Genomic DNA, 24829 nt, shown 5'->3' with positions numbered 1-24829 from the left:
TGCTTATGACAAAAACCTCTACATCAAAACAAAATGTAAATTTGCCCCAAAACATGTTTCAGCTTACTACTGATAATGACTCCGACGCAGAAATCGACTTATTTTATGATCAAATAAAAGGTAAGTTAGATAGGCTGATTAAAAATCCTCAGGATGAAACCATCGACAGGATTTTGGCCTATAGCAGAAAGAAATAAAATTTACACGAGCGAAAAAAGTTGTCCTAAAATTGGTTCAACTTTTTTTGTCTTTTAGTACTAACCTTTCCAATACGTTTAAATTGTTAAAATTTAACGAACGTATATTGTATTTCTTTTTCTTTCCCTTTGAGATGCACGTACTTCGTCCAAAATGTCGTTAGTATTACAATTCCATTTTAATAAAACCCTTACCTTTGCTTAGTGTAATTAAAACACTAAGGCATGAACAAAAACTTACTTCCATTAACACTTGGTGGTTTAGGCATTGGCATTACAGAATTTGTGATGATGGGCTTACTTCCTGATATAGCAAAAGATTTAAACGTTACAATTCCACAAGCCGGGCATTTAATTTCAGCTTATGCTTTAGGTGTAGTAATTGGAGCGCCACTTTTAATTATGATTGCTGGCAAATATCCACCAAAAAAAATCTTGATGGCTTTAATGGTTATGTTTACCGTTTTCAACGCTTTCTCAGCCTTTGCTCCTACATTTGATACCTTATTTATTGCCCGATTATTATCTGGATTACCTCACGGAGCATTCTTTGGTGTAGGCTCGGTAGTCGCTAGTCGCATTGCTCAAAAAGGTAAATCAGCACAAGCTGTTTCCTTAATGTTTGCTGGTTTAACAATAGCAAATGTTTTAGGTGTACCCCTTGGAACTTACATAGGGCACAACTTTTCGTGGCGAATTTCATTTGCAGTAGTGGTATTTGTAGGGTTAGTTACTTTGCTGAGTCTTAAATTATGGTTACCAGCTTTAGAAGCCACAAAAAACAGAGATTTAAAATCGGAACTCAGTTTCTTCAAAAAACGCGAAGCCTGGATAATTATTTTTATGATTTCCATTGGTACAGGTGGGTTATTTACCTGGTATAGTTATATCGCCCCGTTAATGACCGAGATTGCACATTTTTCTGCAGAAAATGTAACCTATATATTAATGTTGGCAGGCTTTGGCATGATGGCAGGAAACTTTGTAGGTGGAATTTTAGCCGATCGTTTCTCACCAGCAAAAGCTTCAGCCTTTTTGTTGATAGCAATGGTGGCTACCCTAGTTATTGTACATTTTGTTTCTTCTAACCAAATACTCGCTTTAGTTATGACGTTTATTACCGGTGCAATCGCGTTTTCATTGGCAGCTCCAATACAAATGTTGATGATTCAATCGGCTAAAGGTTCTGAAATGCTAGCAGCATCTGCCAGTCAGGCAAGTTTTAATATTGGTAATGCTTTAGGTGCATTTTTTGGTGGATTACCGCTAGTATATGGCTTCGATTACACCTCGCCCGCTTATGTGGGTGCAGCAATGGCTTTAATTGGTGCTTTTTTTGCTTTTTGGTTAATCAAAAAAAATCAAGGCATCAAACAAGAGATTAAAATTGCAGCCACTTCTTTTCACTAAGTATATATTATTTGGAGGCGTGCAACTGTAATTTGGCTTCAATGGAATAAAATGATTAGGAAAATAAACCATCGTTAATTTAAATTTCCTGAACAATCTATTAATATATTTGCACATGCTTAAAAAAGAACGCTACAAACTTTTTGTAGAACATTTTTCGGCCAAGCAACCTGATGCAGAAACCGAGTTACATTACAACAATCCTTACCAACTTTTAGTTGCCGTAATTCTTTCTGCACAATGTACCGATAAAAGGGTAAATATGGTTACACCTGCCCTATTTCAACGTTTTCCAAATGCAAAAGCATTGGCTGAAGTAACACCAGATATTGTATTTGATTATATTAGAAGCATTAGCTATCCAAATAATAAGGCCAAACACTTGGTTGGCATGGCTAATATTCTGTTAAATGAATTTAATGATGTTGTGCCTTCTGACATTGATGATTTACAAAAAATGCCAGGCGTTGGTCGCAAAACTGCTAATGTAATTGCTTCGGTTATTTACAATGCACCAGCTATGGCAGTAGATACGCATGTTTTTAGAGTTGCAAACCGTTTAGGCTTAACAAATGGTAAAACTCCATTGGCTGTAGAAAAAGATTTAGTAAAGCATTTACCAGAGCAGGATATTCACATTGCTCACCATTGGTTGATTTTACATGGGCGATATGTTTGCCTGGCCAGAAAACCGAAGTGTGAAGTATGTGAAATCACTTATATGTGCCGATATTTTGAACGATTAAATGCACAGAACGAAAGAGATAAACTAAAAAGTTAAAACTATTTTCAATTTACTATTGACATTAGCTAAAAAACATTTAACTTAGCTAAATATTTTAGTATTTAAATTAAAGACATAAGGCTTAATAGCCACATAAATAACATATATTTACGTAATCAGATAGATGAAACAAACCATGAGCAGCGCAAATCCAGATAAATTAAAAGCATTACAACTAACCTTAGATAAATTAGAAAAATCATACGGTAAAGGTACCATCATGAAATTGGGTGATACTGCAATTGAGCCAATCGATTTTATTTCAACAGGTTCAATCAGTTTAGATATTGCTTTAGGCATTGGCGGTATTCCAAAAGGACGTGTGATTGAAATTTACGGTCCTGAATCTTCTGGTAAAACCACTTTGGCTACCCACATTATTGCTGAGGCACAGAAAAAAGGTGGCATTGCTGCTTTTATTGATGCAGAACATGCTTTTGATCAATTTTACGCAAAGAAATTAGGTGTTGATACAGATAATTTATTAATCTCTCAACCAGATAATGGTGAACAAGCTTTAGAAATTGCCGATAACTTAATCCGTTCAGGCGCTATTGATGTAATTGTTATCGATTCCGTTGCTGCTTTAGTTCCTAAAAGTGAAATTGAAGGCGAAATGGGTGATAGTAAAATGGGTTTACACGCCCGTTTAATGAGTCAGGCATTACGTAAATTAACAGGAACAATTTCTAAAACTGGATGTTGCTGCATTTTCATTAACCAATTACGTGATAAAATTGGAGTAATGTTTGGTAACCCTGAAACTACAACAGGCGGTAACGCTTTAAAATTTTATGCTTCAGTACGTTTAGATATCAGACGTGTTTCTCAAATTAAGGATTCTGACGAGGTTTCTGGTAATCGTGTTAAAGTTAAAATTGTTAAAAATAAAGTTGCCCCACCTTTCCGTATTGCCGAATTTGACGTAATGTTTGGAGAAGGTATTTCTAAAAACGGTGAGATTGTGGATTTAGGTGTTGATTTCGGCATCATTAAAAAAGCAGGTTCATGGTATTCTTATGGAGATACTAAATTAGGACAAGGTAGAGATGCGGTTAAACAATTATTATCTGATAACCCTGAACTAGCGGAAGAATTAGAAATTAAGATTAAAGCGGAAGTAACTGGCGATAAATTAGCAGAGAAATAAGCTTTACAAATACAAAACAAATTAAAAATGCCCAGCTCAAAATTTAAGCTGGGCATTTTTTTTAAGAGATAAAAGAACTCTTATTTCGATCCATCCTGACTGAAGATGGCATTAAAATCCTTTGTGACATAAACAATCACTAAAATTGCTGCAACGAGTAACGCACCTAAAATGATTACTCCCCAACTTCCACTTAATTTATTCTTATCTTTTCTAATCATCCAATACAATGCACCCATTAAAGGAATTGCACAAACGATCCAAAATATTAGTGATGCACCTGTCATATTATTTATATCAATATCTTATTTATTATTATCTATTAAAATTCCATTCTGGCCAAAGGCGATACCTCTTGCCCAACAAAATCATTGTTCAAAAACTTTTGATATCCAGCTATTGCGATCATCCCAGCATTATCGGTACAATACTGGAAAGCCGGAATGTAAACGTTCCAACCTAATTTTGTAGCCAAACCTTGCAAAGTATTACGCAAACCTGAATTAGCAGAAACACCACCTGCAATGGCTATTTCCTTAATGTTATACTGAACAGCAGCCTTTTTTAATTTCTTCATCAAAATTTCAATAATACTATACTGAACAGAAGCACAAATATCATCTAAATTTTCAGCAATAAAGTTTGGATTATCTTTTTCTTGCTTCCTAATAAAATATAAAATAGAAGTTTTAAAACCACTAAAACTAAAATTTAAGTCAGCAATTTGTGGCTCCGCAAATTTAAAAGCTAAAGGATTTCCTTTTTGGGCATGCTTATCAATAAGTGGCCCACCGGGATATGGGAGTTGCAAAATTTTAGCCGTTTTATCAAAAGCTTCTCCCGCTGCATCATCCAAAGTTTCCCCAACAATTTCCATATCGAAATAATCCTTAACCAAAACAATTTGCGTATGACCACCTGAAACGGTTAGGCATAAAAATGGAAAATTGGGTTTAGGATCATCAATAAAGTGCGCCAATATGTGCGCATGCATATGGTTTACCGAAATTAAAGGTATATTTAAAGCTAATGCGAAAGATTTAGCAAAAGAAACGCCGACTAAAAGTGATCCTAATAAACCAGGGCCACGTGTAAAAGCAACAGCATTTATGTCCTGTTTTGTAACTTTAGCATCAATTAATGCTTGTTGTACGGCAGGCACAATATTTTGTTGATGTACCCTTGAAGCTAATTCTGGGATTACACCACCATAATTTTGATGAATTGTTTGGTTTGCAATAACATTGGCAGTAATTTTGCCGTTGTTACATATAGCAACTGAAGTATCATCGCAAGAGGACTCGATAGCAAGTATGACAGACAAATTATTTATATTTAAGCTGCAAAATTATTAAAAAACTATTTAAAATACTCCTTTGGGTAATCGCATCAATAATTTTGCTGCTGGCGCTTGTTATTTTTTCTCTACAGTTTAAGCCTGTTCAAACTTATATTGCCCAAAAAGCAGCCGCATATTTATCAAAAGAACTTAATACAACCATCTCGATCAAGAGTGTATACATTAAGCCGTTCAAATCTGTTGTACTTGAAGATTTACTTGTTCTCGATCAACAAAAGGATACTTTATTAAGCACCCCAGCATTTTTAGTCGATATCAATCAGCTTTCTATCAAGAAAAGAATAATTGATGTTAGTACAGTTCAAATCAACAATGGTAGCTTTTTCCTAAAGGATTATAAAGATAAGACATCTAACCTTGATTTCATTATTAACTACTTCGATTCTGGTAAACCTACTGTAAAGAAAAAGAAATCCGAGCCTTATAAAATTGATTTCAGAAGAATCATCTTAAATAAAATCAGTTTTAAATATAAAAATTATGCAGTTAAGGATACTGTCCTTAAACAAAGCGTAAATTTTGATGACGTTAGTTTAAATAGCTTAAGCGGTATTTTTGAAGGTTTAGACACTAAAAACCACCTATTTAAAACCAATATTAAGGGTTTAACATTTAGAGAGAAAAGTGGCTTTTATTTAAAGAATCTTACTGCTGAAACAACAGTTGACAGTAATGCAATTGAATTGAAGAATTTGTTGTTAGAAACTAACCAAAGTCGTTTAACAAATTACTATCAAATGCGCTTTAAAAGTTTCAGAGACTTTAACCATTACGTGGATAATGTAAGAATGAAGGCAATTTTTAAGGATAGTCATATCACTTCTAAAGATGTTTCATTTTTTGCACCAGAACTGAGCACCATGAAACTGGATATTGATGTTGATGGTCAGATTACGGGCTTAGTGAATAATTTACGTGCTAAAAAACTATCTATAAAATCGGGAAAGGCTACATATATTAAAGGTGATTTTATTATCAAAGGGCTTCCTAAGTGGGAAGAAACCTTTATGGATCTTAAAATTGAATTAGCGGGCACTAATAAAGCAGATCTTGAAGAGGTAATTGGTGGAATTACTGGAAAAAAATCTAAAATTATTCCCTCTATTGTTAACAAGTTTGGTAATATCAATTTCAACGGGAGTTTTACTGGTTTTCAAAATGATTTTATTGCATACGGTGAGTTTAAAACCAAGCTGGGCAAAATTGTTTCTGATGTGAACATGAAAATTGACAAAAATGATGTTCCTTCCTATACCGGAAACGTTAAAACATTTGATTTTAATATCGGAAATCTACTTGATGAAAAGAGTTTGGGTAGAATAACTTCTTCATTATATGTAAAAGGCCGAGGAACTGAGCTTAAAAACCTCTCTGAAAACATTAATGGTGATGTAGATTATATAGATTTCAACAATTACCGATACCACAATGTTAAGGTTGATGGCACTTTTGATAAAAAATATTTTGATGGTAAACTGAGTATAAACGATAAAAATGTAAAGCTCGTTTTTGATGGCGGTGTAAACTTAAATCCTAAATTACCAGTATTTAATTTCAATGCAACCATTACAAAGGCAAAGCTTAAGGCGCTTAAGTTATTAAGTGATTCTTTAATGGTTGATGCTAAATTTACCACCAATTTCTCGGGAACTAACCTTAATAATATTGAGGGGCGTTTATTAATTCAAGAAATTAGGCTGCAAAATCCTAAGGGCATCTACCACGTAGATTCTGTACAGTTGTTGGCAAATGGAGCAGGTGTAAATCGTAACTTAACGATTAAATCGGATATTTTGGATGCTAGTATTACTGGAGAATATGATTTAAATTCAATAGGTTCTTATTATAAAGCTATTGCGAAAACCTATATTCCTTCGTTAAAAGCAGACATTATTAAGTATAAAGACCAAATTTTTAAATTTAATTTACAGATTAAAAAGTTTGAACCTTTGGCGCAAATTATATCGCCAGGATTAAAGCTTGAGGAAGGTGGTGTTTTTATAGGAAACTTTGATTCTAAGCAGAACACAGCTACTCTAAATGGTTTTATTAAGAAACTTGATTATCAGGGAGTGGTGGTAAACAATATCATTCTTGATGAAAATACTACAAAGCAACAATTACAATTAAACATCACATCTGATCGGGTTCAGTTAAATGACAGTTTATACATTAAAGATTTTAACATTTCCAATATTCTTCGAAACGATAGTCTTGCATTTAACGTAAAAATGTCTAACGCGGATGAAGATAATCAGCTCGATTTAAACGGCTTGGTCGAATTTACGAAGAACCAGGATACTACAGCGAGACTAAGTATTTTGCCTTCCATTTTAAAAATCAATAATGAAGAATGGCGAATACAGGAAAAAGTTCGTATTGTTTTAAACAACGGCAAAACCGAAATAAGCAATTTTGATTTAACCAATAATCACCAGCAAATTACCATTGATGGATTAATATCAGAAGATCCAAAGGATTTATTAAAAGTTGGTTTTAAAGATTTTAGTCTTAAAACACTTAATCCTTTTACAAAAAGTTTAGGCATTAAACTAGGTGGAAATGTGAATGGTAAAACCGAACTCTATGGCATATTGAAAGGCTTAAGGGCTAGTGATGATGTAAAAATTGATTCACTAAACTTTAATGGAATTGACATTGGAACATTAACGGATACCTCTTCTTTCAATACAAAATCCAACAAGGTAAATGTGTTTACCAAAATCATGTATGATGGATCAGAAACTTTTAAGGTAACTGGTGGAGTAGATTTAAAGGACAAGCAAATTGACTTGGCTATTAAAATGAACGAAAGTAAATTAACCATCCTAGAGCCATTTGTTAAAGAATTAGTTTCTAATCTTAAAGGAAATATCTCTTCAGATTTAACAATTAAAGGACCGTTAGATAAGCCTCAAATTAATGGAACCGTTGCACTTGATAAGGGGCAATTGATGGTTAATTATTTAAAAACCACATATGTTATTACTGATAAGGTTGAAGTTAAAAACAGTGTAATTAACCTCGATTACTTTAAGTTGAGCGATATTGAAGGCAATGAGGCAACGGCAAATGGAAGTGTAGATTTAAATAATTTAGACAACCCAACTTTGAAAGTAGTGGTAGATGCAGAAAACTTTATGGCTTTAAATACCACCGCAAAGGATAATTCTATATACTATGGAAAGGCTTACGGAACTGGAGTATTTAAATTTACTGGTCCTACTAATAAGATGAAGATTGATATTAAAGCCAAAACCGAAAAAGGTACCGTCTTTAATTTGCCACTAAATAGTTCTGAAACAGTATCTGATAATGACTTTATCAATTTTATCAGTCGCGATTCTACAAAGGTTGTTAAGAAAGCAACAAGTTTTGATGGTTTAACTTTAACATTTAAATTAACCATTGACCCTAATACTACAGCCAATATTTTTACAACTTTAGGTAATTTAAGTGGGAAAGGGAATGCGGAACTTAATTTGAATATCAATAGTTTTGGCGATTTTGAAATGTCTGGCGATTATATTATTGAAACGGGAAGTTTCGATTTTACGGCGCAAGAAGTGATTAATAAAAAATTCGAAATTAGACAGGGCGGAACGATAAGGTGGACTGGAAATCCGACCGCAGCACAAATTAACTTAAAAGCGGTATATGCGCTGAGAGCAAACTTAAACGAATTATTTAAAGCGGCTAATCGTGATGCTAGTAGTAATGCAAACCAAAGGGTAAATACTGAGGTAGAAATGGGATTGACAGGCTTGTTATTAAAACCTGATATTAAACTGGACATTAACTTCCCATCTCAGCCTGCTATAAAAGAAGAATTACAAACTTACCTTAGCGATCAAAATAACTTAAACTTACAGGCTTTTAGTTTAATTATTAGAAGGAGTTTTGCCCCCGGAAATGGTGGCGAATCTATTGGCAACCAGTTAGGATCTACGGTTCAAAGTACCGCTACAGAATTGGTGTTTAACCAATTTAACAATGTGCTCTCATCTTTAAATTTAAACTTTGTGGATTTAAATGTTAAATCACTGAGTGAGGCAAATGCATCGTTTAAATTCTTTAATGATAGGCTAATTGTAAATGCAGGTATTGTTGATCGAAATAGTTTAAATGATTTTACAGTGATCGATTTTTCTAAAAACAATGTAGGTAGTGAGGTTGAGGCTTTATTCCTGATTAAGAAAGATGGCAGTTTAACTGGCAAATTGGCCAACAAACCGCCAACGCAGCAAAGTATCTTCTTAAATAGTGGTATAAGTCCAACGGCAAATGTAACTTCATTAGGTTTACTTTATACGCAACAGTTTGATACCTTTAAAGAGTTTCTTCAGAAGCTATCCGGTGCTTACCGTCGCAACTTAAAAAGAAAGCAAAGCCAACAGCCTAAAGCGAACAAATCAATTAGTAAGGAAGTGATTATTAACCAAAGCAAAAATACCCCTAGAAGATAATTAGTTTATAGGGTTGATATAAATCAAAAAAGGTTGACCGTTTTATACGATCAACCTTTTTTGATAAGTGAATAGTGGAAATTATCCCTTCATAATGGAATGCCCCATTTTATCACGTTTTGTTTTCAAATAACGTTCGTTATGTACATTACTTTCAATTTCTATAGGAATATTTTCTACCACTTCTAAACCATAACCAATAAGACCAGCTCTTTTAGTTGGGTTGTTGCTCATTAAGCGCATTTTAGAAACACCTTCTGATCTTAATATCTGTGCGCCAACTCCGTAATCACGCTCATCACCTTTAAAACCTAATTTAATATTAGCTTCAACAGTATCAAAGCCGGCATCCTGCAAATTATAAGAACGTAACTTGTTAATTAATCCAATACCTCTACCCTCTTGGTTCATGTAAACTACAATTCCTTTCCCTGCTTTTTCAATCATTTCAAGCGATTTATGAAGCTGAGGACCGCAATCGCAACGGCAAGAACCAAAAATATCACCCGTTACGCAAGAACTGTGTACACGTACCAAAATAGGTTCATCAGCAGCCCACTCTCCTTTTGAAATTGCCAGATGGTTTGCATTATTATTCAACTGCGTATAAGCTGTCATTTTAAAATCGCCCCATTGCGTAGGTAAATCAACAGTTACTTCTTGTTTTATCAAGCTATCAATTCCTAAGCGATAAGCGATTAAATCTTCAATAGAAATAATTTTCAACTGGTGTTGCTCGGCAATTTTTAATAACTCCGGAAGTCTGGCCATTTCACCATCCTCCTTTAATATTTCTACTAAAACACCTGCGGGTTGAAATCCTGCTAATCGGGCTAAATCTACGGCAGCTTCTGTATGGCCTGCTCTACGAATTACACCACCATCTTTAGCTCTTAATGGAAAAATATGTCCTGGTCTTCCTAATTCTTCAGGATCTGTGTTTGGATTAGCCAAAGCTAACATTGTTTTTGAACGATCGCTGGCAGAAATCCCGGTTGTACAACCATGACCAACAAGATCAACAGAAACCGTAAAATTGGTTTCGTGTACAGCTGTATTTTTAGTAACCATTAAGTTAAGGTTTAACTCATCACAACGCTCTTCAGTAAGTGGTGCACAAATTAAACCACGCCCATAAGTTGCCATAAAATTAATAATTTCAGGAGTTGCATTTTCTGCAGCGGTTACAAAGTCTCCCTCGTTTTCCCTTCCTTCATCATCAACAACTATAATAACTTTACCGGCTTTAATATCTTCTATAGCCTCTTGTATGGTGTTTAATTTTGTTTGCATTTTTATAAAGCAATAAGATTTGATTATTATCTGCTAAAAGAAATACTTGTAATATAATTAAGCTATATTTTTTAGCTATACAAATGTACAACCTTATTAGACAATAAATTTAATATTATATCATTTTGAAGTAAAGGAACAGAACCTGACGTATTACTGTTTTTGTTTTATCCTGAAAAGCTTAACAAAGAATTGCTTGTAATAATTGATATCAAACAGAGCAGAATCTACAGTTGCTTTATAGGTTAAAAACGCAGCCAAGGGCGATAGTACAATTACGGCAATCCACATGGCAAAAATTGGATTTAATGAGCCTTCTCTTGCTGATTTTTCTGCAACGGTTGTTAAAATATGATAAACCAGGAAGAATGAAATTGCCATAACTACGGGTAAACCCATACCACCTTTTCTGATGATGGCGCCTAATGGTGCTCCAATAAAAAACAATAAAATACACGATGCAGCCAATGTAAACTTACGCTGATATTCTATTCTGGTGAAAATAATCTCTCCAGTTAAATCCTGATTACGGGGTGTATCATTATTTAAAGTTTGATTAATTGATGCTACCGCACCAGCAGCATTTTCGATACTTTGCTTTCTCGAACCATTTGGAATGGTTTTAAGAATAATATCATCAATTTTTTTTGGTGCTACCTTTAATTTTGAATACCCCTTAGCAATATTATTTTGCTTAAAATTATTTGCAAGGTTAATTGCAGTATTTCTTTTAAAAGTATCCAATACTTTTGTTAACGAATCATGTTTTCTGGTAATTCCCCTTAAATTAAGCATTGGCGTGCTGTTGCCAAATGCATTAGGGTCGGTACGGTTCATCTCAAAAGAAGAAAGGTCAAATTTAGGCTCGGTTTCCTTAAATCTATTTCTATAGAAAATTTGTCGTGGGTTATAAATCCCGCTATTATTAGCCTGTTCTTCGTATTGTACGCCATCTTTTAATTTAAGTACCAGAAATTTACCATCACTGGTTTTTTCCATTACGCCTTGTTTGGCCATTATAATTTTAGGAATGCCTCCATTTCCTTTATGATCGTAAATCATTATGTTATGGAGGGTACCATCTTCATCCTTTTTATCTACACGGATAGAATAATTTGGGATACTATTATTAAAAACGCCTGGTTTAATTAAAAAGGAAAGTTTTTTATTTCTTACATCGTAAAGGAGCGAGCCAAATTTTAAGTTGGCTTTGGGTAACATGTAATTAGAAAAAAGAAAGGAGCCTATTGTAAGCATAATAATTACAACAAACAGCGGTTGCATTGCTTTTTGAAGGGAAATACCTGCAGATTTAATGGCAACTAACTCATAGTTTTCTCCTAAAGAGCCAAACGTCATTATGGAAGAAAGTAGAATAGATAATGGCAGGGCCATGGATACGTTGGCGGCAGATGCATAGTACATCAACTCTAAAATGGTGTACCACTCAAAGCCCTTACCTATTAAATCATCCACCCATTTAAATAGAAAAAACATTAAAAGGATAAACATTACCACAAAAAAGGTGGTAATGAATGGCCAAATAAATGCTTTAACTAAAAGAAGATGTATTTTTTTCACCCTACAAAGGTAAACAAAGCATATAAAATATTATGCACCTAAAACACTAATCAGGTAATCTATTTGATTATCCCAGATTAATTTTTTCTCTGAAAGTGTTTCTTCCGTAGAGAAATCTGTTATAGAAAGGGCAACATCATTGGTTAACTCATCTTGCACAATTTCCATCTCAAAATAGCACTGTGGTTCGTCATCTATCCACTTAAACTTAACTAATTTGTTCTCTTTTATAGAAATTAACTTTGCTTTTAACTGTTCATCATCCCATGTAAAAGTATAAAGTTGATCGCGAAAAACAACATCATCTGCAAACCATTGTGATAAGCCATTTGGCTCACTTATAAAACTATACAGTATTCTTGGTGACGATTTAACCTCGTACTCTAGCGTAAATTTTTTCTTTTCTGCCATGTTAATTCATTACCAGAATAATCTTCCGGACGATTTTTTTTTATTTATTTTTCTAAAGAAAAGGAATTTATTCTATATTTGCAACTCCAAAAAATAACCACACAAATATTTGATAATATAAGCAAATATTTTTACCCGGCGGGGTAGCTCAGATGGTTAGAGCGCAGGATTCATAACCCTGAGGTCGGCAGTTCGATCCTGCTCCCCGCTACCGAATCGGCAAAAGAGGCATAATCCAGAGATAATTCTGGTATGCCTCTTTTCTTTTTACTGATAAGTTGCTGAAAATAAGCTATATACAAAAACACTAAATTTATTTCAGTGGTTCGAACTTTATCATTTTTCTTATCATAACTCATACCACTAGGGAACAGTAATGTTTGGAGTTGTTGCTTAGTATGGTAATCACCAGAAAGCCAGTTTAAAGGTAGCTGAGTAGCATATTCTATAGCCAACCTAACACATTTTAAAAGGTTCGAACTTTTATTAGACAGGATGAGCAAATTCTGCTCAATTTCTCTTTTTTCGTCCGAATATTTCTCATGGTACTTTGTGTAAAGTTCCTGACTTATATCTTCTTCAATATATCTTTCCTCTAATCGCTCCACCTTCTTCTTAACTTCTCTGTGGCTGTTCTCCAACTCTAAAAGATCCGCTTGCTTATTTTGAGTCAACTGGTTAAATGTTGCAGCAACCTGCTCAACCAATAGTTCTATATATTCCTTGGCAATGTCAATTTTAAAGAAATCAAGTATATCTGCAAATCTGGAATTAAGAGAATCAGCATTTTTGTTATTACAGCAAGCTTTGGTTTTGCATTTATAATAATGTATATTCTTTTTGCGTGCGAGGTAGCCACTCAACGGCTTCCCGCATTCGGCACATACCATAAAGCGCTTCAAAGAAATGTGCACATTTTCTTCATTTAGTGAAAAACCATGGGGAATCTTATCTAGCATACCGTTAACCTTTAAGAAAAGTTCCCTGCTAATTAATTTCTCGTGATTGCCCACAACCACTTGTCCCTCCAACATATTGTGCACCATCAAGCCACAATAGAATGGATTTCTAAAGATTTCTGAGATACGCTGATGAATCAATTTTAGTCCTTTAGCCGCCAACCTATCGCGAATTACCTCATTTGACACATTTTCATAAGCTTTCCATTCAAAGGCCTGACGAATGAGCCTTCCCTTCCCATTTATGACAATCTGCCTTTTGTTCTTCGATCTGTCAATCTCAAATCCTAAAGGGGGATTAGTCGGCCAATCACCACGCAGTAACATCTCTTTTATACCAGCACTACATTTTTGCTTTCTCAATTGATTGTCAAACTCGCCAAACAGGAACAACAACTTTTGTTGCATCTGACCCGAAGCACTCGAGGTATCAATAGGTTGCGTTACGGAAATTATTTCTATACCTAAGCGCCTCAATTCTCCGCTAAGCCAGATTGAGTTGTCATTTCTTGAAAACCTCTCCAGACTATACACTAAGATAGAAGATATTTTTCCTTTGAATTTTTTCACGAAAGAAAGCATGGCGGTAAATTGCTTTCTCTCATCGTTCTCAGCGCTTTCGTAGGTTCCCCCAAACTGAGCGGCAATATTAAACCCAAATTTCTCTGCGTATAGCATACATGCCTTCAATTGGGTTCCCAGGCTTAAATTATCAGCCTGCTCTTTACTACTAACCCTTGTATAGATAACGCATTCCAAGCTTTTGGAAACTTTTTTATTTTGTTTCCCTTTTGCAAATGAGTCGAAAAAAAAGATGTCTGACATAAATAATACTTCTTTGATTACACTATAAGATACTAATAATCAATTATTTTATCAAGTTTTTTACTCCTTTTTTTCACTTGCATTAAAAATGATTATAGACATTTTTTTGATAGTAAGGATCACATCATTAGCCTGCTCCTCGGTAAAATGTGAAAACATTTGCTTTGAAAGCACCTCTTCTATGGTTAGATCATGCTGGCGCACAATAGTTTCTATATTTAAATCAAACTCCATATCCATGACGTTTATTTTGAGTAACAAATATTTTTAGAAAGGTATTCTGAAGAATAACAGGATTGGATAATCACAATTAATTACGCTCCTGTTAGAAATAGATGCAAATAGGTATAAACTGGGGTACATCTATCATTAATGTACTCACATTTTGAGATGAGCACATGAGTCTCCTGTTAATAATTTATCTTTGCAAATCTGAATGATCTATCGCCAAAGAATCAATTACGCCATCGCGGATCACCTCAAATCCCGCTACACGATCTGTATTGTATATCGCGACTGTTTTTGGTGGCCAAAGTTTCGGGTCGTTTATTTTATCCCAGTCAATCCCAATGCCTGACGGATAATAATCCCAGTTTTCCCAGGCTCTCTCTTTAATTAAAAGTCCGTCGTAACCCAGTACCCTTGTAAGATATTCATTACGGTTACCTTCCCAGTTCATCCCGTAGCAGAGCAGATCAGCAACCTTGTAAAAATCAGAGAGCTGGTCATCGTGCCGGTGATTTAGGTATCGCTCGGAAACTCCTGCGCACAGCAAAATACTCCGGACGCGAGATGCGTCCAGAGCTTTGTCAGCATCCAAAATGCTGGCATCCTTACTGAGTGTTATCTTATAGATTTTGGCATATCCAAGATTATCAAACCCTGCTTCACCGTTCAGTCTTGACTTCTGGAGTACGAGATGGCTAAAAAGGCAGGCGGCGTCCTCACTTATTGAAGTATAAAATGCATTTCCCAAAGTGAGAGCATTCCAGCCAACTCCTTTACCGGACTGGATGTTTATTTTCATACCGTCCAGTCCAAGCGAACCATGATAAAGTGCCAGCAATTCTGGGTTTATTTCCTTTACTTTCAAACTCCAAATTCCGTCTTTAGGTCTATCGGGTAGTTAGCTGTTAGCACCTCCGTCTTGCTTTTCTGCTTTCCTCCTTTTGCATTAACGGAAACCTGTTGCTTTACCGACCATTGATGCCAGCCATGTTCTTTGGCATATTTTTCCAATATTGGAGAGGGGTAGGAAGAGAGCAAAAACTTGCCTTTTATTCCGGCCAGTAAAAAAAGAAGGGCTTCAAAATCCCCTTCAGAATAACCGTCATAGTGACCACAGTCAGAGTTGTAGTAGGGCGGATCACAGTAAAAGAAACTATCTGCGGTATCGCGGCTTGCGATGATGTAAAGGGCATCTGCGCATTCTATCTGGCAGTTCTGGAGCCTGATAGCCATTTCTTCAACAAATCCTTCTTTCTTGGAATTTATTTTTTTTGTGGTGGTATTACCTGATTTATCATATCCCCAACTGCTGTCAAGCTGCGAAGAAAAGCTCTGTGATGAAGTCAACCAGACTGCCCATGCCCTTTTTATCTCCGAAAACATATCCGGATTGTTATAGATCACCGAAGCCTTTCTGTGCAGATCCCTGGAATGAAGAGAGATCCTGATCTCCTTTTCTAGTGAAGTAAAATCCTCCTTCGCTACCCTATAAAAATTCATCAGTTCTTTATTGGTATCATTAATTACCTCAACCTTTGATTGTTCTTTAGCAAAGAATACCGCCGCGCCACCAATAAAAGGCTCACAATAAAGCACATGTGGCGGAATTACCGAAACAATGCGTTTGGCTAATTTTTGTTTACCCCCATAATAGCTTATGGGGGTTCTTAATTTTAGTTTAGTCATAAATTCTAATACAAGTCGTCAATGCTTAAATCAACTTTTTTCCCCTCAACCATTACCGACACCCTGCACTTGATATCGGGCGTGGCCATACTTTCCACATGATAGCGCTTGCCGTTTAAGTTATGTAGCGGGTGATCTTCCTTGAGATCAAGGGTAACCCATCCGCTTGCGCGGATGCGGTCTATCTTAGCTAAAAGCTTTCTCATTTTTTCTTTGCTGTTACAAAGGATTATCTTCCTATTTCCTCGCTTTGGGAGGTATCACCATCCCGCTGGTTTTCCCAGGGAAACCGCTCTTCTGTATTGCTGGCATCGATTTCGCTTTTTTGGGAAGTTCTTTGCTCAGCCGAGGCCGTGCTTTCTTTTTGCTCTTCTTTTTTAGGAAAGATTTCATCCTGGCGGATAATGGCCATGTTCTTATCATAAACATCAAGTCCCTTAAACTGGGGATTCGCGGTTACCATTACAGCAACGGCTTTCTTACCCACCATCATCTCGGCCGGTGCCAGATGGCCACTTCTCAGCATTTTCATCATACCATCCTTTCCAAGTTCAGTAAGACCCTTGAACGGATATTTGTCTATGGCATCAGATAGCTCAAACTTGAATTCGGGGTAGAATTTTTTCAGGGGATGATTCCCGTAGGCATCCTGAATATCAAGGTTGAGCTTAAACCAAACCTTTTTCTTTTCCGAACCCTCACTGTTTTCCAATTTGGTGTAAACATCCCGTTCAAGTGAGTTCCCAGAGAGTAGTTTATAGGCCTGTAGCGCCGTAATCCGATTGTCCCTTTCCAGATCAAAGACTTGTCTGATAGGCAAGGCACTTCCGGCCTTATTCAGAGTTACCTCATAATCGTTCAGAAAATACATATCGCTCTGCTTGGAGCGGTTGAAGTTCAGCATGAACCTGACCTGATCGGAACCAATTGCAGGATTCTTTTTGGCGTTGGCAGATGTGTAGCTTTGCGTAACTCCGAGGGTGAAAGCAGGGAGTTCCCTGGAAATTGCTGATTCAAGAACATCGTTGAGTTTTGTTCCAAAGCCCAGATAATCCAGGCTCTTTTTTAGATAATCTAAATTTTGTTCATTCATAAGAATATGTTATTAATTAATCAAAATAGGCTAAGCTGTTGCTCAGGCTGGGGAGGGCTATAGCCATTTTCCCGGGCGAGGTGTTCGCCAAGGGAGACTGCCAGTTCCTCGATGGACGCATATCCGCAATCCTTTAAAAAAGCAGAAAAGAGAAAATGTGACCGGTAGCCGGTGCTGGATATAATATTGGAATCTGAGCGAAACTCCAGGTGTACAACGGTTGGCTCTTTTTCATCATTTCTTTTGCTGGGCCAGTTGTACACATAATTGACATTGACATCGAATCCGAATACGCGGATATCGAGACCTATATCCTGTTTGAAAATTTCTGGAATCATGGGAATGGATTTTACCGGATTTGCAAAGGCCTTAGATTAGTCCTAAATCCGGTGATCTTACAAAACCTATTAAGTGAAAAGAGTGATTCCGCACATGAAAATTCGCATGACTTAAAAGTGAAAATCACATGATGGGATAAAACCAGAAAAGTTGCGTCAAATCCTTTCAGCCATAGCGAAATCTTACAGGTTAATACGATTGCAGGCAGATCATCTCCGAATACAGTCACGAATTTCGCATTGGGAAATACCAAGCTGATGCGTATTATACCTTCCGGAAGAGCAAGAAAACCAAACGTTGCCAGCGCGGCATCCCGAAATTTGACTGAGGTAGCATCTGATAGAACTTTTAGACAATCCCTTTTTTCATAAAAAAGATAAACGGTACGGATACATATCTCTGGCAGCCCGTAAGGAATCAGGTATGCGAAACCATCGCACATAACCCATTCTCTGTCCATATTTATCTGGATATGCTATGACTATAGCCGCGGCTATACTCGTTTTTGAACTCATCGAGTTCTCTCTGCTGCAACATCTCGTCTGAAATTGCGCCATCGTTTTTTTTCATTTCCAGGAATGCTGATTCAAAGCCTGGTGAAAAGGGAGTCTGATGAATACTTGAATCCATTATGGGAGCGAGATCTTTTAATAAAAAACCCGCGGCTTTACCGTCTTTCAAAAAAGTTAAGATAAGTGCTGTACGGCTGGCTACGATCCCCTTGGGCTCACTGGCCCTATGCTGAATCATCGTCCCATCGATTAGCTGCACAATGCGTCCTAGGGCAAAATCCTTACTTTTCTTTACATCTAGTTTCTCTCCGTTGATCTGAAATGGAACCTCTACCCCTTTTGGATCATAGGAAATGAACTCCCTGGTTTCACTATCATATTCAAATACGAGAGTCCTACTTGTGCCATCAGGAAAATTAATGGGTTTTGCAATATTCTTAACCTCTCCTGCGACCAGCGCATCAGCTTCAACATCCAATAAATCCGGAGACAGTTTCGGCTCCTTGTAAATAGGATGCAATTTTATCTCGTGGAGACTATCTTCATTTAGGTTTAAGGATAGCTTAGCATCCAGGCTATCAATAACAAAAGCCTCGCTGACCAGATTCTGTAGGTTCACTAAAGAAGTTCTCCTGCCCGAAAGAAGTGCAGCAATGTCTGTGTCGTCCAATAAGTACCTGGTCCCGTCGTATAGCCCTAGCCTGGATAGCTCTGCAACGGGCAGGGCCTCCTCGATAATTATATTTTTCATAAATTTCTTTTATCTGTTTAAATCAAGATGTGATTGGTTCACAGCTTCGCCAATTTGGTTAGCGTGCTTCTCATTTTGAAACTCAGCACCCATTTCGCGTTTGAGATATAAAAGCGCTGCGTAGAGTTTATCTTCCCGGCCCAATGTAAATGCATTGCCGTTCAGGCTTTCATGCATCTTCAGCCTTCCCTGTTTTAAATGGCCTAGAACCTCATAGACCGATCCGTTATATGGAATCTTATCTCCCGTGGTGAGATACCCAGAAGCTTTTCCGGGAGCAGGCTGCATCGCATTCAGGGAAACCTTTTCATCGGTAATCTCCTGCTTTCTTTCTATATCCATGATATAGCCAAGAATACGCTCGGCATCCATGGAAGCAGAAAAGATCTCAAAAGGATTGTTCTCCAGAATCGATATCCAGCTTTCCACATAGGCATAATGCTGTCCCGGGTCATGGCCTATACCAAGTTCCTGTCCAATAAGCATCGAAGCGATTTCTGCTCTGAGTTCCTCCCTGGCATAGCTCGCATCCCCAAAGCCTTTACCCATGTCTCGGTTCAACCGGTCTGGATGCCCCGTCCAGTGTCCCAGTTCGTGGAGCAGTGTAGCATAATATTTGTGGCTTTCAGAAAACCAGTCCTTGTAGGGAAGCGTAATAGCATCCCTTTTTGGGTCATAAAAGGCATTTGCGGAATATTGGTGAAAAATTACTGCGCCTGAGGAGGCAATGAGATTCTCTGCTCGCTCAACCGGTGCCCACTTCGTGCCTGGCTTTTCTCTTTCCAGTTTGGGCATGCCCTCGATCTGAGCGGCATTAAACACGTAAGCATTGCGAACAATGGCATGGGGAAGTTCCCTTGTTTCCTTTATGGGCTTTCCGAGCTCATCATGCATAACCTTTCCTGAAGCGTCGCGCCTGGTTCGCTCATCACTTGTTTTAACGAACTGGATGGGCATGGATTTCTCTCCCTTTCTCACCTGCATTCCGCTTTCCTCTGCCTGCCTGTAGGTCATCCATCTTGGATCTTCCCTACCTGCCATCAAAAGTGATAGCGCGTTGATTCCCTTGTATCTATTGCCGCTCTGAAAATTGTAAGGCATTAAAAGAGGAATGCCCGCTGAATCCCATGGAATCTGCCAGGGTGCGGTTCCGGCGCGGAGTGCCTCAATTACTTTCTCGGCAACCTGAACGTGCAGGGGTTTATGAACATCTTTTTTATCCATCTTGCTCTTCCTCCGTATCCGCAAAACCAATTCCGTAAACCCAGGCCTCGTCCTGATTCAGTTCCACTTCCTCTACCATCGCGAGTAGTTCCAGTTTTTGCCTTAGGGTCAAATAGGCTGAATTTTCCATAAAATTTATTTGATTAATTTTGGCTACTTTATAGTAGCGAAGAATAAAGTTTACAGGATCGATGTAGACTCCCCCGATGCGCAAACTAAAGTGCAGGTGTTCGCCAGTCACCCTACCGGTAGATCCCGTAACCGCTATAACTTCCCCAGAACGGACTTCCTCGCCCTTTCGAACCAGAATAATGGAGAGGTGGCCATATATGCTTTCAAGGCCTGAATGATCAATCCTTATAAATTTTCCCAGAATTGGATTAAAGCCTACGCCGGATACCTTTCCGGTAAGAAAAGAAAATACAGGCTCATTTCTTGCGTGAAGATCAATGCCACGATGGAAATCCGCAAAATGGGTAACAGGATGTATCCTTTTACCAAAAGCGCTATTTACCTTTATTGAATTCAAAGGCAAGGAGATTTGGGAGTAGCAGGATAGAGAAGAGCAAACAAAAATGAGAAGTACGCCTGCCAAAAGCCTAACGCTCAAAAGAAACCGCTTCGCTGACATTTATATTGTGATTTCGTGAAATATAGTCCTCCAGGGAAATCATGCTCCTTTTCATCACCTCTTGATTTTCGATAGCAATCTTCATCGCAGCAGAAATGTGACCATAATCTGAATACTCCTGTTTCATATTAATATCGAGCAGGTCTTTAAAAGTACCGGCATCCATATCCTTTACCCCGGTCATAATATCCTGATAAAGCTCCCTTTTATCCTTTAGCACAAGGAGGGCATCTGAGGAATACCTGCCAAGTGGACCACCACCAAAGCCGACGCTAATGTTATCTTTTTGAAGATCCGCTATTGCAATTACACCTATCTGACCCTGTCTGGAAACAGGATCTGTTGTCAGCTGGGGATGTACCACCACAAGCCGGCCGGTTAATTCTTCCATAAAAATTGATTTTAAGATTGAAAAAAAATAGTTTGTTTATCTCTTCATTCCGCCTGCCATGGAGGCTTTGGGACTTTCCCCATTTTTTGGGACGGCAGCCTCGGTTCTGAATTTTTTAACCAATACCTGTATTTCATCATTTATGCGCATGAAGTTTTTACGGAGAATCTCATCCTTTTTTCCTGCGAAATCATAATACAACGGCATATCAGGGTAAGCTTTTTCCTCTGTAGCTAATGCCTCCATATCAAGATTCACCCTGCAGTTGATCGCCGAGGTATCAAATTTTCCGGTATATTCTTCTACCGCATCCGCTGCAAGCATACCAACGAGCTCTCCGGCCTTCAATGATGCGATCTTACCTGCAGGAATCAGCGATTCTAGTTTTTCCGAGAGCGACACCGATGTCTTGGTTCTATCAATGGACAAGCTCTCCGACTGTTGCTTAACTTTCCCAAAAAGCCGCTCCAGCCATTCGAGCGTTTCCTTGTTCCTTACCGAGCCAGAAAGTACATTCCCTACTACCGAGGTAATGGTGGTTGCGGTATCCTTTCCATATTGCTGCTGAAACTGTGGAAGCTCCTGGAGTCCCATGAGAACCGCTACCTTATTTGATCTGGCAGTGGCAATTAGATTTTCAATGCGGTGCACAAATAAGGTTGGCAGCTCATCGATAATCAAGGCCGAGGGCCGGTTTCCTTTAGAGTTGATAAGCCTGGTCAGCCTGTTGAGCACCACAGAATAGCAGGCGGAATTGATATTCTGTGTATTGGGGTCATTGGCAAGGACTAATATAGAGGGCTCCGCCCGGGATGAAATCTTTAAGTTGAAATCATCCGCGGAAAAAACCCAGAACGTCTCTTTAGTAGCTAAGCGGGAGATGAATACCTTTAGCGTTCCTATCTGCCCCTCTAGCTGGTTGAAAGCTTTAGCCTGCCATGCAGTGGCAAATGGAGAAAGTAAGCTCCCAAGCTCAGGATTGGAAAATAGCACCGAAAAAATCTGCTCATAACTGCAGTTCAAAAATGAAAGTACGTGCGGAAAAGTAGAATACTTCCCTCCCTGGTACTGAGAAAAGAAATAAATGCAGGAAGAAAGAAAATTTACCGCACTCTGGGTAAAGAACTGATCGCTACCACCGGATTTATCCCCTTTTTTCAAGGCTTCAACCAGGGCTTCCGCTGTTTCGCCAGCATCGGCGAGCGTTACTATGTAATCTGGTCTTAATACATTTATCCTCCTGCTTCGCTCTACCTGGGTTAAGTTGATGACATGAAAATCAAAGCCTGAGAGCCTGCCCTGCTTTTTACCCAGCAGATAATGGTAATAGGCGATCTGACCCAGGTCGGGAAACTTAAAGTCATAACAGCAGATACAGAATTCCTTAAAGATAAGCTGCCGGATAAAGGGCATAACAATGCCAAAACTCTTGCCCGAGCCCGGGGTCCCGATCAAAAGCGTTCCGCGAAAGATGTTCTCTATGTTAATGAAGCCCGAATGTACTTTCTTGCGGTAATAAAAAAGTGAGGGGATGGTAACTGCAAATGGTCCGTTTACAGGCTTTCTTGCCTGCATAAAGGATTCTTCTTCGGTATTCCACTTATCCTTACCTAAAGAAGAGCTGATAATCTTGGAAACATTATCCATCGCTAGGTGCACCAGGATCGTACCTATCAACAATAAAAAGATATACCCGATATCCTGCCAGCTGGTCAGATAAAAAACCGCAGTCCCCTTTTCACCAAAAAAAAAGATACTGGCCGCCATTAAGACTAATCCCAACACGAGCGGATAAATGATCGCTGTTTTAGCATCAAGATCTTTTTCTTTTTTGCTCAGTGTCCCGATTGAAACCAGCGAGATAAGCAACAACGAGAAAAACCGGCTGTAGAGCGGGTGCTGGTAAATAATAATCCGTGACATGCGCACTAGAAACCTGGCGAGCCCGATTTTCTCTGCACCAGAATCAGTTAACAGCTTAGTTGCATAGACAAACATGAGCACATCTAGCAAAAGGGCTAGATAAATGGCAAACTGAAGGAAGCGGTGCAGGCTCTGTTGTTCCTTGCTTTCTTCCATAATGAAACATTAAAAGGTGTCGGCGTTTAGGATATCGGAGTAAGTTAATGAAGCGCGAAGATTTCTTCCGGAAATCTGCTTTTCCGATAATTCAATACTGAATTCCTTGTCACCGGGAAAGGTGGTTTTTTTAATGAAATAAATATTACGATAGGATTTCGAAAATCTTTCAAAGGGATAAAGCTGAAAAACCGGCTTTAATTCTATGGACTGGACATTGGTAGATTTATTGATCTTTCTGTCCGCTATCTTAAACCTGAGCTCGTCGACATCAAAGGTGAGATTTGTCGAGTTATGGAAGCTCAGGTCAAGAAGGATGCAATCGCCAAGGGTATAAACCCGGTTTACCACCAGTGATATCCCGAAAGCTGATTCTTTTTTAATTCGGGAATCCCCTCTGCGCTTTAGCAGGGAAAGCGCATTGCTCTTCATTTCGTTCTGTGATAATCCTATCCCCGAAATATCAATGGATCTCATATAGGTTGGCAGGATATCGATTTGTGTGGAAACCAGCTCGGGACTAGCAGGCGATAAAAAGGAGAGTCTGTATTGTGCAATAAAGGTTTCTCCGACAATGGTAACCAGGCCAGCATCGCCGCTGGAGAAAAGAGCGGCAACAGAGTCTGGAATCGCCTTGATCCTGAGAATGTTCTTTTCCGGAAGGTCACCAATCAGCGAACTGCTGGATAGGTCTACATAGGAAATTTTCTCTGGCGAGATGAAGTGGATAGAAACTGAACCCGATATTCCGATTACCGGAATATCGGCAACGGTAACTGAGTGTGGCACTTGCGCATAAAGGGCCAGTGAGCTCAGGAAAATTTGAGCTAGGAACAATATTTTTTTCATGAAATTCTAATAAGATTGTTGTTTTCTTTTAAGCTCATTGGGATCAATGAGATAAACCTGGGTATTGTATCTGACCTTGACCTTATTGGACCGGATCAACTTGTTTACCGCTGTTGTTGTAGACTGGAACATCTTGGAAAGCACCCCCATAACGAGTTGATTGTTGTTTTCCGCCATCTGCTGTATGGTAATCCCTTGCGTGCTTGAACTGCTCATGTCCCTGGTAAATTCGCGAAAGGCGGATGATGGAACATAAATACCGGCCATTCCGTCGTTGTCATAAACCTGAAGATTTACCGGCAGAATTTCCCCGCCATGGAATACCGATGAGATCACCAAGGAAACCCTTTGGGCAGAGAAGCCTGAAATAGTTGCATAGAGGTAGGTGCCTTTAGGGATCATAAACTTGCCGGCCATGATATCATCAGTCAGCCTTATACGCAGGCGCGATCCGGAAAAGCCTGTAACATCCTGATCAATGATTGGAGTTGCTACCTTTGAGTAGAGACATTTATCTCGCAGATTTAAAGGAGTAATTTTAAATTTGACTAATATGAAACACAGGGTATTTGATGATGAATTCAAAAAGATGGCTGTAGAGTTGTCTAGG

At 38.2% G+C, this 24829-nt stretch carries 24 protein-coding genes and 1 tRNA gene; 6 read left to right on the top strand and 19 right to left on the bottom strand.

Going from position 1 to position 24829, the window contains the following annotated elements; genetic code table 11:
• Positions 1 to 5: 5 nt before the first annotated feature.
• The 4 genes from EHC72_RS00120 (at position 6) to recA (ending at position 3541) form a co-directional block, all read left to right on the top strand.
• Entirely contained in the window at positions 6 to 197 is a 192-nt protein-coding gene (locus EHC72_RS00120) for a hypothetical protein (RefSeq protein WP_131535397.1), read from the top strand.
• Between the two features lie 225 nt (positions 198 to 422).
• On the top strand, positions 423 to 1607 hold the full coding sequence (locus EHC72_RS00115) for an MFS transporter (RefSeq protein WP_131535395.1): 1185 nt from the start codon (positions 423 to 425) through the stop codon (positions 1605 to 1607).
• 115 nt (positions 1608 to 1722) lie between these two features.
• Entirely contained in the window at positions 1723 to 2388 is a 666-nt protein-coding gene (gene nth, locus EHC72_RS00110) for an endonuclease III (RefSeq protein ID WP_131535393.1), read from the top strand.
• 139 nt (positions 2389 to 2527) lie between these two features.
• A complete protein-coding gene (gene recA, locus EHC72_RS00105; RefSeq protein ID WP_131535391.1) occupies positions 2528 to 3541 on the top strand; it encodes a recombinase RecA in 1014 nt (337 codons plus the stop codon).
• Positions 3542 to 3621: 80 nt separating this feature from the next.
• On the opposite strand, the gene EHC72_RS00100 is transcribed toward recA, so the two are convergent.
• Both EHC72_RS00100 and tsaD read right to left on the bottom strand, forming a co-directional pair.
• Positions 3622 to 3828, bottom strand: a complete 207-nt coding sequence (locus tag EHC72_RS00100) for a hypothetical protein (protein WP_131535389.1) — start codon at positions 3826 to 3828, stop codon at positions 3622 to 3624.
• 35 nt (positions 3829 to 3863) lie between these two features.
• A complete protein-coding gene (tsaD, locus tag EHC72_RS00095; RefSeq protein WP_131535387.1) occupies positions 3864 to 4865 on the bottom strand; it encodes a tRNA (adenosine(37)-N6)-threonylcarbamoyltransferase complex transferase subunit TsaD in 1002 nt (333 codons plus the stop codon).
• A gap of 74 nt (positions 4866 to 4939) precedes the next feature.
• Here tsaD and EHC72_RS00090 point away from each other — a divergent pair, with 74 nt between their 5' ends.
• Complete coding sequence (locus EHC72_RS00090) at positions 4940 to 9367, top strand: translocation/assembly module TamB domain-containing protein (protein WP_131535385.1); 4428 nt, start codon at positions 4940 to 4942, stop codon at positions 9365 to 9367.
• 81 nt (positions 9368 to 9448) lie between these two features.
• Here EHC72_RS00090 and EHC72_RS00085 read toward each other — a convergent pair whose 3' ends face one another.
• From EHC72_RS00085 to EHC72_RS00075, 3 genes are all read right to left on the bottom strand, one after another.
• Entirely contained in the window at positions 9449 to 10660 is a 1212-nt protein-coding gene (locus tag EHC72_RS00085) for a bifunctional 3,4-dihydroxy-2-butanone-4-phosphate synthase/GTP cyclohydrolase II (RefSeq protein ID WP_131535383.1), read from the bottom strand.
• 153 nt (positions 10661 to 10813) lie between these two features.
• On the bottom strand, positions 10814 to 12241 hold the full coding sequence (locus EHC72_RS00080) for an LptF/LptG family permease (protein ID WP_131535381.1): 1428 nt from the start codon (positions 12239 to 12241) through the stop codon (positions 10814 to 10816).
• A gap of 30 nt (positions 12242 to 12271) precedes the next feature.
• Positions 12272 to 12652, bottom strand: a complete 381-nt coding sequence (locus EHC72_RS00075) for an START-like domain-containing protein (RefSeq protein WP_131535379.1) — start codon at positions 12650 to 12652, stop codon at positions 12272 to 12274.
• 137 nt (positions 12653 to 12789) lie between these two features.
• Here EHC72_RS00075 and EHC72_RS00070 point away from each other — a divergent pair.
• Positions 12790 to 12863 (top strand) — tRNA-Met (locus tag EHC72_RS00070).
• Here the strand turns inward: EHC72_RS00070 and EHC72_RS23260 are convergent.
• The 14 genes from EHC72_RS23260 to traM form a co-directional block, all read right to left on the bottom strand.
• On the bottom strand, positions 12823 to 14436 hold the full coding sequence (locus EHC72_RS23260) for a recombinase family protein (protein ID WP_394346871.1): 1614 nt from the start codon (positions 14434 to 14436) through the stop codon (positions 12823 to 12825). The two genes, EHC72_RS00070 and EHC72_RS23260, sit on opposite strands and share 41 nt — an antisense overlap.
• Before the next feature lie 60 nt (positions 14437 to 14496).
• On the bottom strand, positions 14497 to 14670 hold the full coding sequence (locus tag EHC72_RS22570; RefSeq protein ID WP_165585741.1) for a hypothetical protein: 174 nt from the start codon (positions 14668 to 14670) through the stop codon (positions 14497 to 14499).
• Between the two features lie 184 nt (positions 14671 to 14854).
• On the bottom strand, positions 14855 to 15529 hold the full coding sequence (locus tag EHC72_RS00060; protein WP_131535377.1) for a hypothetical protein: 675 nt from the start codon (positions 15527 to 15529) through the stop codon (positions 14855 to 14857).
• Positions 15526 to 16350, bottom strand: a complete 825-nt coding sequence (locus tag EHC72_RS00055) for a DNA adenine methylase (protein WP_131535375.1) — start codon at positions 16348 to 16350, stop codon at positions 15526 to 15528. Before EHC72_RS00055 ends, EHC72_RS00060 begins: the two co-directional genes overlap by 4 nt.
• 5 nt (positions 16351 to 16355) lie before the next feature.
• The gene (locus tag EHC72_RS00050) at positions 16356 to 16556 is read right to left on the bottom strand and encodes a hypothetical protein (RefSeq protein WP_131535373.1); all 201 of its coding nucleotides are present in this window, start codon (positions 16554 to 16556) and stop codon (positions 16356 to 16358) included.
• 23 nt (positions 16557 to 16579) lie between these two features.
• Positions 16580 to 17443 (bottom strand): hypothetical protein, encoded by an 864-nt coding sequence (locus tag EHC72_RS00045; protein WP_131535371.1) that lies wholly within the window; start codon positions 17441 to 17443, stop codon positions 16580 to 16582.
• A gap of 20 nt (positions 17444 to 17463) precedes the next feature.
• Positions 17464 to 17781, bottom strand: coding sequence for a hypothetical protein (locus EHC72_RS00040; RefSeq protein ID WP_131535369.1), 318 nt, complete (start codon positions 17779 to 17781; stop codon positions 17464 to 17466).
• A 463-nt stretch (positions 17782 to 18244) separates the two neighbouring features.
• Entirely contained in the window at positions 18245 to 19045 is an 801-nt protein-coding gene (locus EHC72_RS00035) for a DUF4099 domain-containing protein (protein ID WP_131535367.1), read from the bottom strand.
• 9 nt (positions 19046 to 19054) lie between these two features.
• Positions 19055 to 20269, bottom strand: coding sequence for an ArdC family protein (locus EHC72_RS00030; RefSeq protein ID WP_131535365.1), 1215 nt, complete (start codon positions 20267 to 20269; stop codon positions 19055 to 19057).
• Positions 20262 to 20798, bottom strand: coding sequence for a M23 family metallopeptidase (locus EHC72_RS00025; protein ID WP_165585740.1), 537 nt, complete (start codon positions 20796 to 20798; stop codon positions 20262 to 20264). Before EHC72_RS00025 ends, EHC72_RS00030 begins: the two co-directional genes overlap by 8 nt.
• A 70-nt stretch (positions 20799 to 20868) precedes the next feature.
• Complete coding sequence (locus EHC72_RS00020) at positions 20869 to 21291, bottom strand: hypothetical protein (protein ID WP_131535361.1); 423 nt, start codon at positions 21289 to 21291, stop codon at positions 20869 to 20871.
• Positions 21292 to 21327: 36 nt separating this feature from the next.
• The gene (locus EHC72_RS00015) at positions 21328 to 23370 is read right to left on the bottom strand and encodes a type IV secretion system DNA-binding domain-containing protein (RefSeq protein ID WP_131535359.1); all 2043 of its coding nucleotides are present in this window, start codon (positions 23368 to 23370) and stop codon (positions 21328 to 21330) included.
• Positions 23371 to 23379: 9 nt separating this feature from the next.
• On the bottom strand, positions 23380 to 24219 hold the full coding sequence (locus EHC72_RS00010) for a DUF4138 domain-containing protein (RefSeq protein WP_131535357.1): 840 nt from the start codon (positions 24217 to 24219) through the stop codon (positions 23380 to 23382).
• A 6-nt stretch (positions 24220 to 24225) separates the two neighbouring features.
• Positions 24226 to 24829, bottom strand: a 604-nt coding sequence (gene traM / locus EHC72_RS00005) for a conjugative transposon protein TraM (RefSeq protein WP_131535355.1), incomplete at its 5' end; no start/stop codon positions are given.

It is taken from the genome of Pedobacter nototheniae (assembly GCF_004335085.1).
In the GTDB taxonomy this organism is placed as follows: Bacteria; Bacteroidota; Bacteroidia; order Sphingobacteriales; family Sphingobacteriaceae; genus Pedobacter; species Pedobacter nototheniae.
The sequence above is the reverse complement of the archived record's forward strand: the minus strand, read 5'-3'. Positions and strand labels throughout refer to the sequence as shown.

Excerpts from the sequence above, each read along its gene's own strand:
- EHC72_RS00120 (WP_131535397.1), top strand. The coding sequence starts at position 6 with ATGACAAAAACCTCTACATCAAAACAAAATGTAAATTTGCCCCAAAAC.
- EHC72_RS00115 (WP_131535395.1), top strand. The coding sequence starts at position 423 with ATGAACAAAAACTTACTTCCATTAACACTTGGTGGTTTAGGCATTGGC.
- nth (WP_131535393.1), top strand. The coding sequence starts at position 1,723 with ATGCTTAAAAAAGAACGCTACAAACTTTTTGTAGAACATTTTTCGGCC.
- recA (WP_131535391.1), top strand. The coding sequence starts at position 2,528 with ATGAGCAGCGCAAATCCAGATAAATTAAAAGCATTACAACTAACCTTA.
- EHC72_RS00100 (WP_131535389.1), bottom strand. The coding sequence starts at position 3,828 with ATGACAGGTGCATCACTAATATTTTGGATCGTTTGTGCAATTCCTTTA.
- EHC72_RS00085 (WP_131535383.1), bottom strand. The coding sequence starts at position 10,660 with ATGCAAACAAAATTAAACACCATACAAGAGGCTATAGAAGATATTAAA.
- EHC72_RS00075 (WP_131535379.1), bottom strand. The coding sequence starts at position 12,652 with ATGGCAGAAAAGAAAAAATTTACGCTAGAGTACGAGGTTAAATCGTCA.
- EHC72_RS23260 (WP_394346871.1), bottom strand. The coding sequence starts at position 14,436 with ATGTCAGACATCTTTTTTTTCGACTCATTTGCAAAAGGGAAACAAAAT.
- EHC72_RS22570 (WP_165585741.1), bottom strand. The coding sequence starts at position 14,670 with ATGGAGTTTGATTTAAATATAGAAACTATTGTGCGCCAGCATGATCTA.
- EHC72_RS00055 (WP_131535375.1), bottom strand. The coding sequence starts at position 16,350 with ATGACTAAACTAAAATTAAGAACCCCCATAAGCTATTATGGGGGTAAA.
- EHC72_RS00050 (WP_131535373.1), bottom strand. The coding sequence starts at position 16,556 with ATGAGAAAGCTTTTAGCTAAGATAGACCGCATCCGCGCAAGCGGATGG.
- EHC72_RS00045 (WP_131535371.1), bottom strand. The coding sequence starts at position 17,443 with ATGAATGAACAAAATTTAGATTATCTAAAAAAGAGCCTGGATTATCTG.
- EHC72_RS00040 (WP_131535369.1), bottom strand. The coding sequence starts at position 17,781 with ATGATTCCAGAAATTTTCAAACAGGATATAGGTCTCGATATCCGCGTA.
- EHC72_RS00035 (WP_131535367.1), bottom strand. The coding sequence starts at position 19,045 with ATGAAAAATATAATTATCGAGGAGGCCCTGCCCGTTGCAGAGCTATCC.
- EHC72_RS00030 (WP_131535365.1), bottom strand. The coding sequence starts at position 20,269 with ATGGATAAAAAAGATGTTCATAAACCCCTGCACGTTCAGGTTGCCGAG.
- EHC72_RS00020 (WP_131535361.1), bottom strand. The coding sequence starts at position 21,291 with ATGGAAGAATTAACCGGCCGGCTTGTGGTGGTACATCCCCAGCTGACA.
- EHC72_RS00015 (WP_131535359.1), bottom strand. The coding sequence starts at position 23,370 with ATGGAAGAAAGCAAGGAACAACAGAGCCTGCACCGCTTCCTTCAGTTT.
- EHC72_RS00010 (WP_131535357.1), bottom strand. The coding sequence starts at position 24,219 with ATGAAAAAAATATTGTTCCTAGCTCAAATTTTCCTGAGCTCACTGGCC.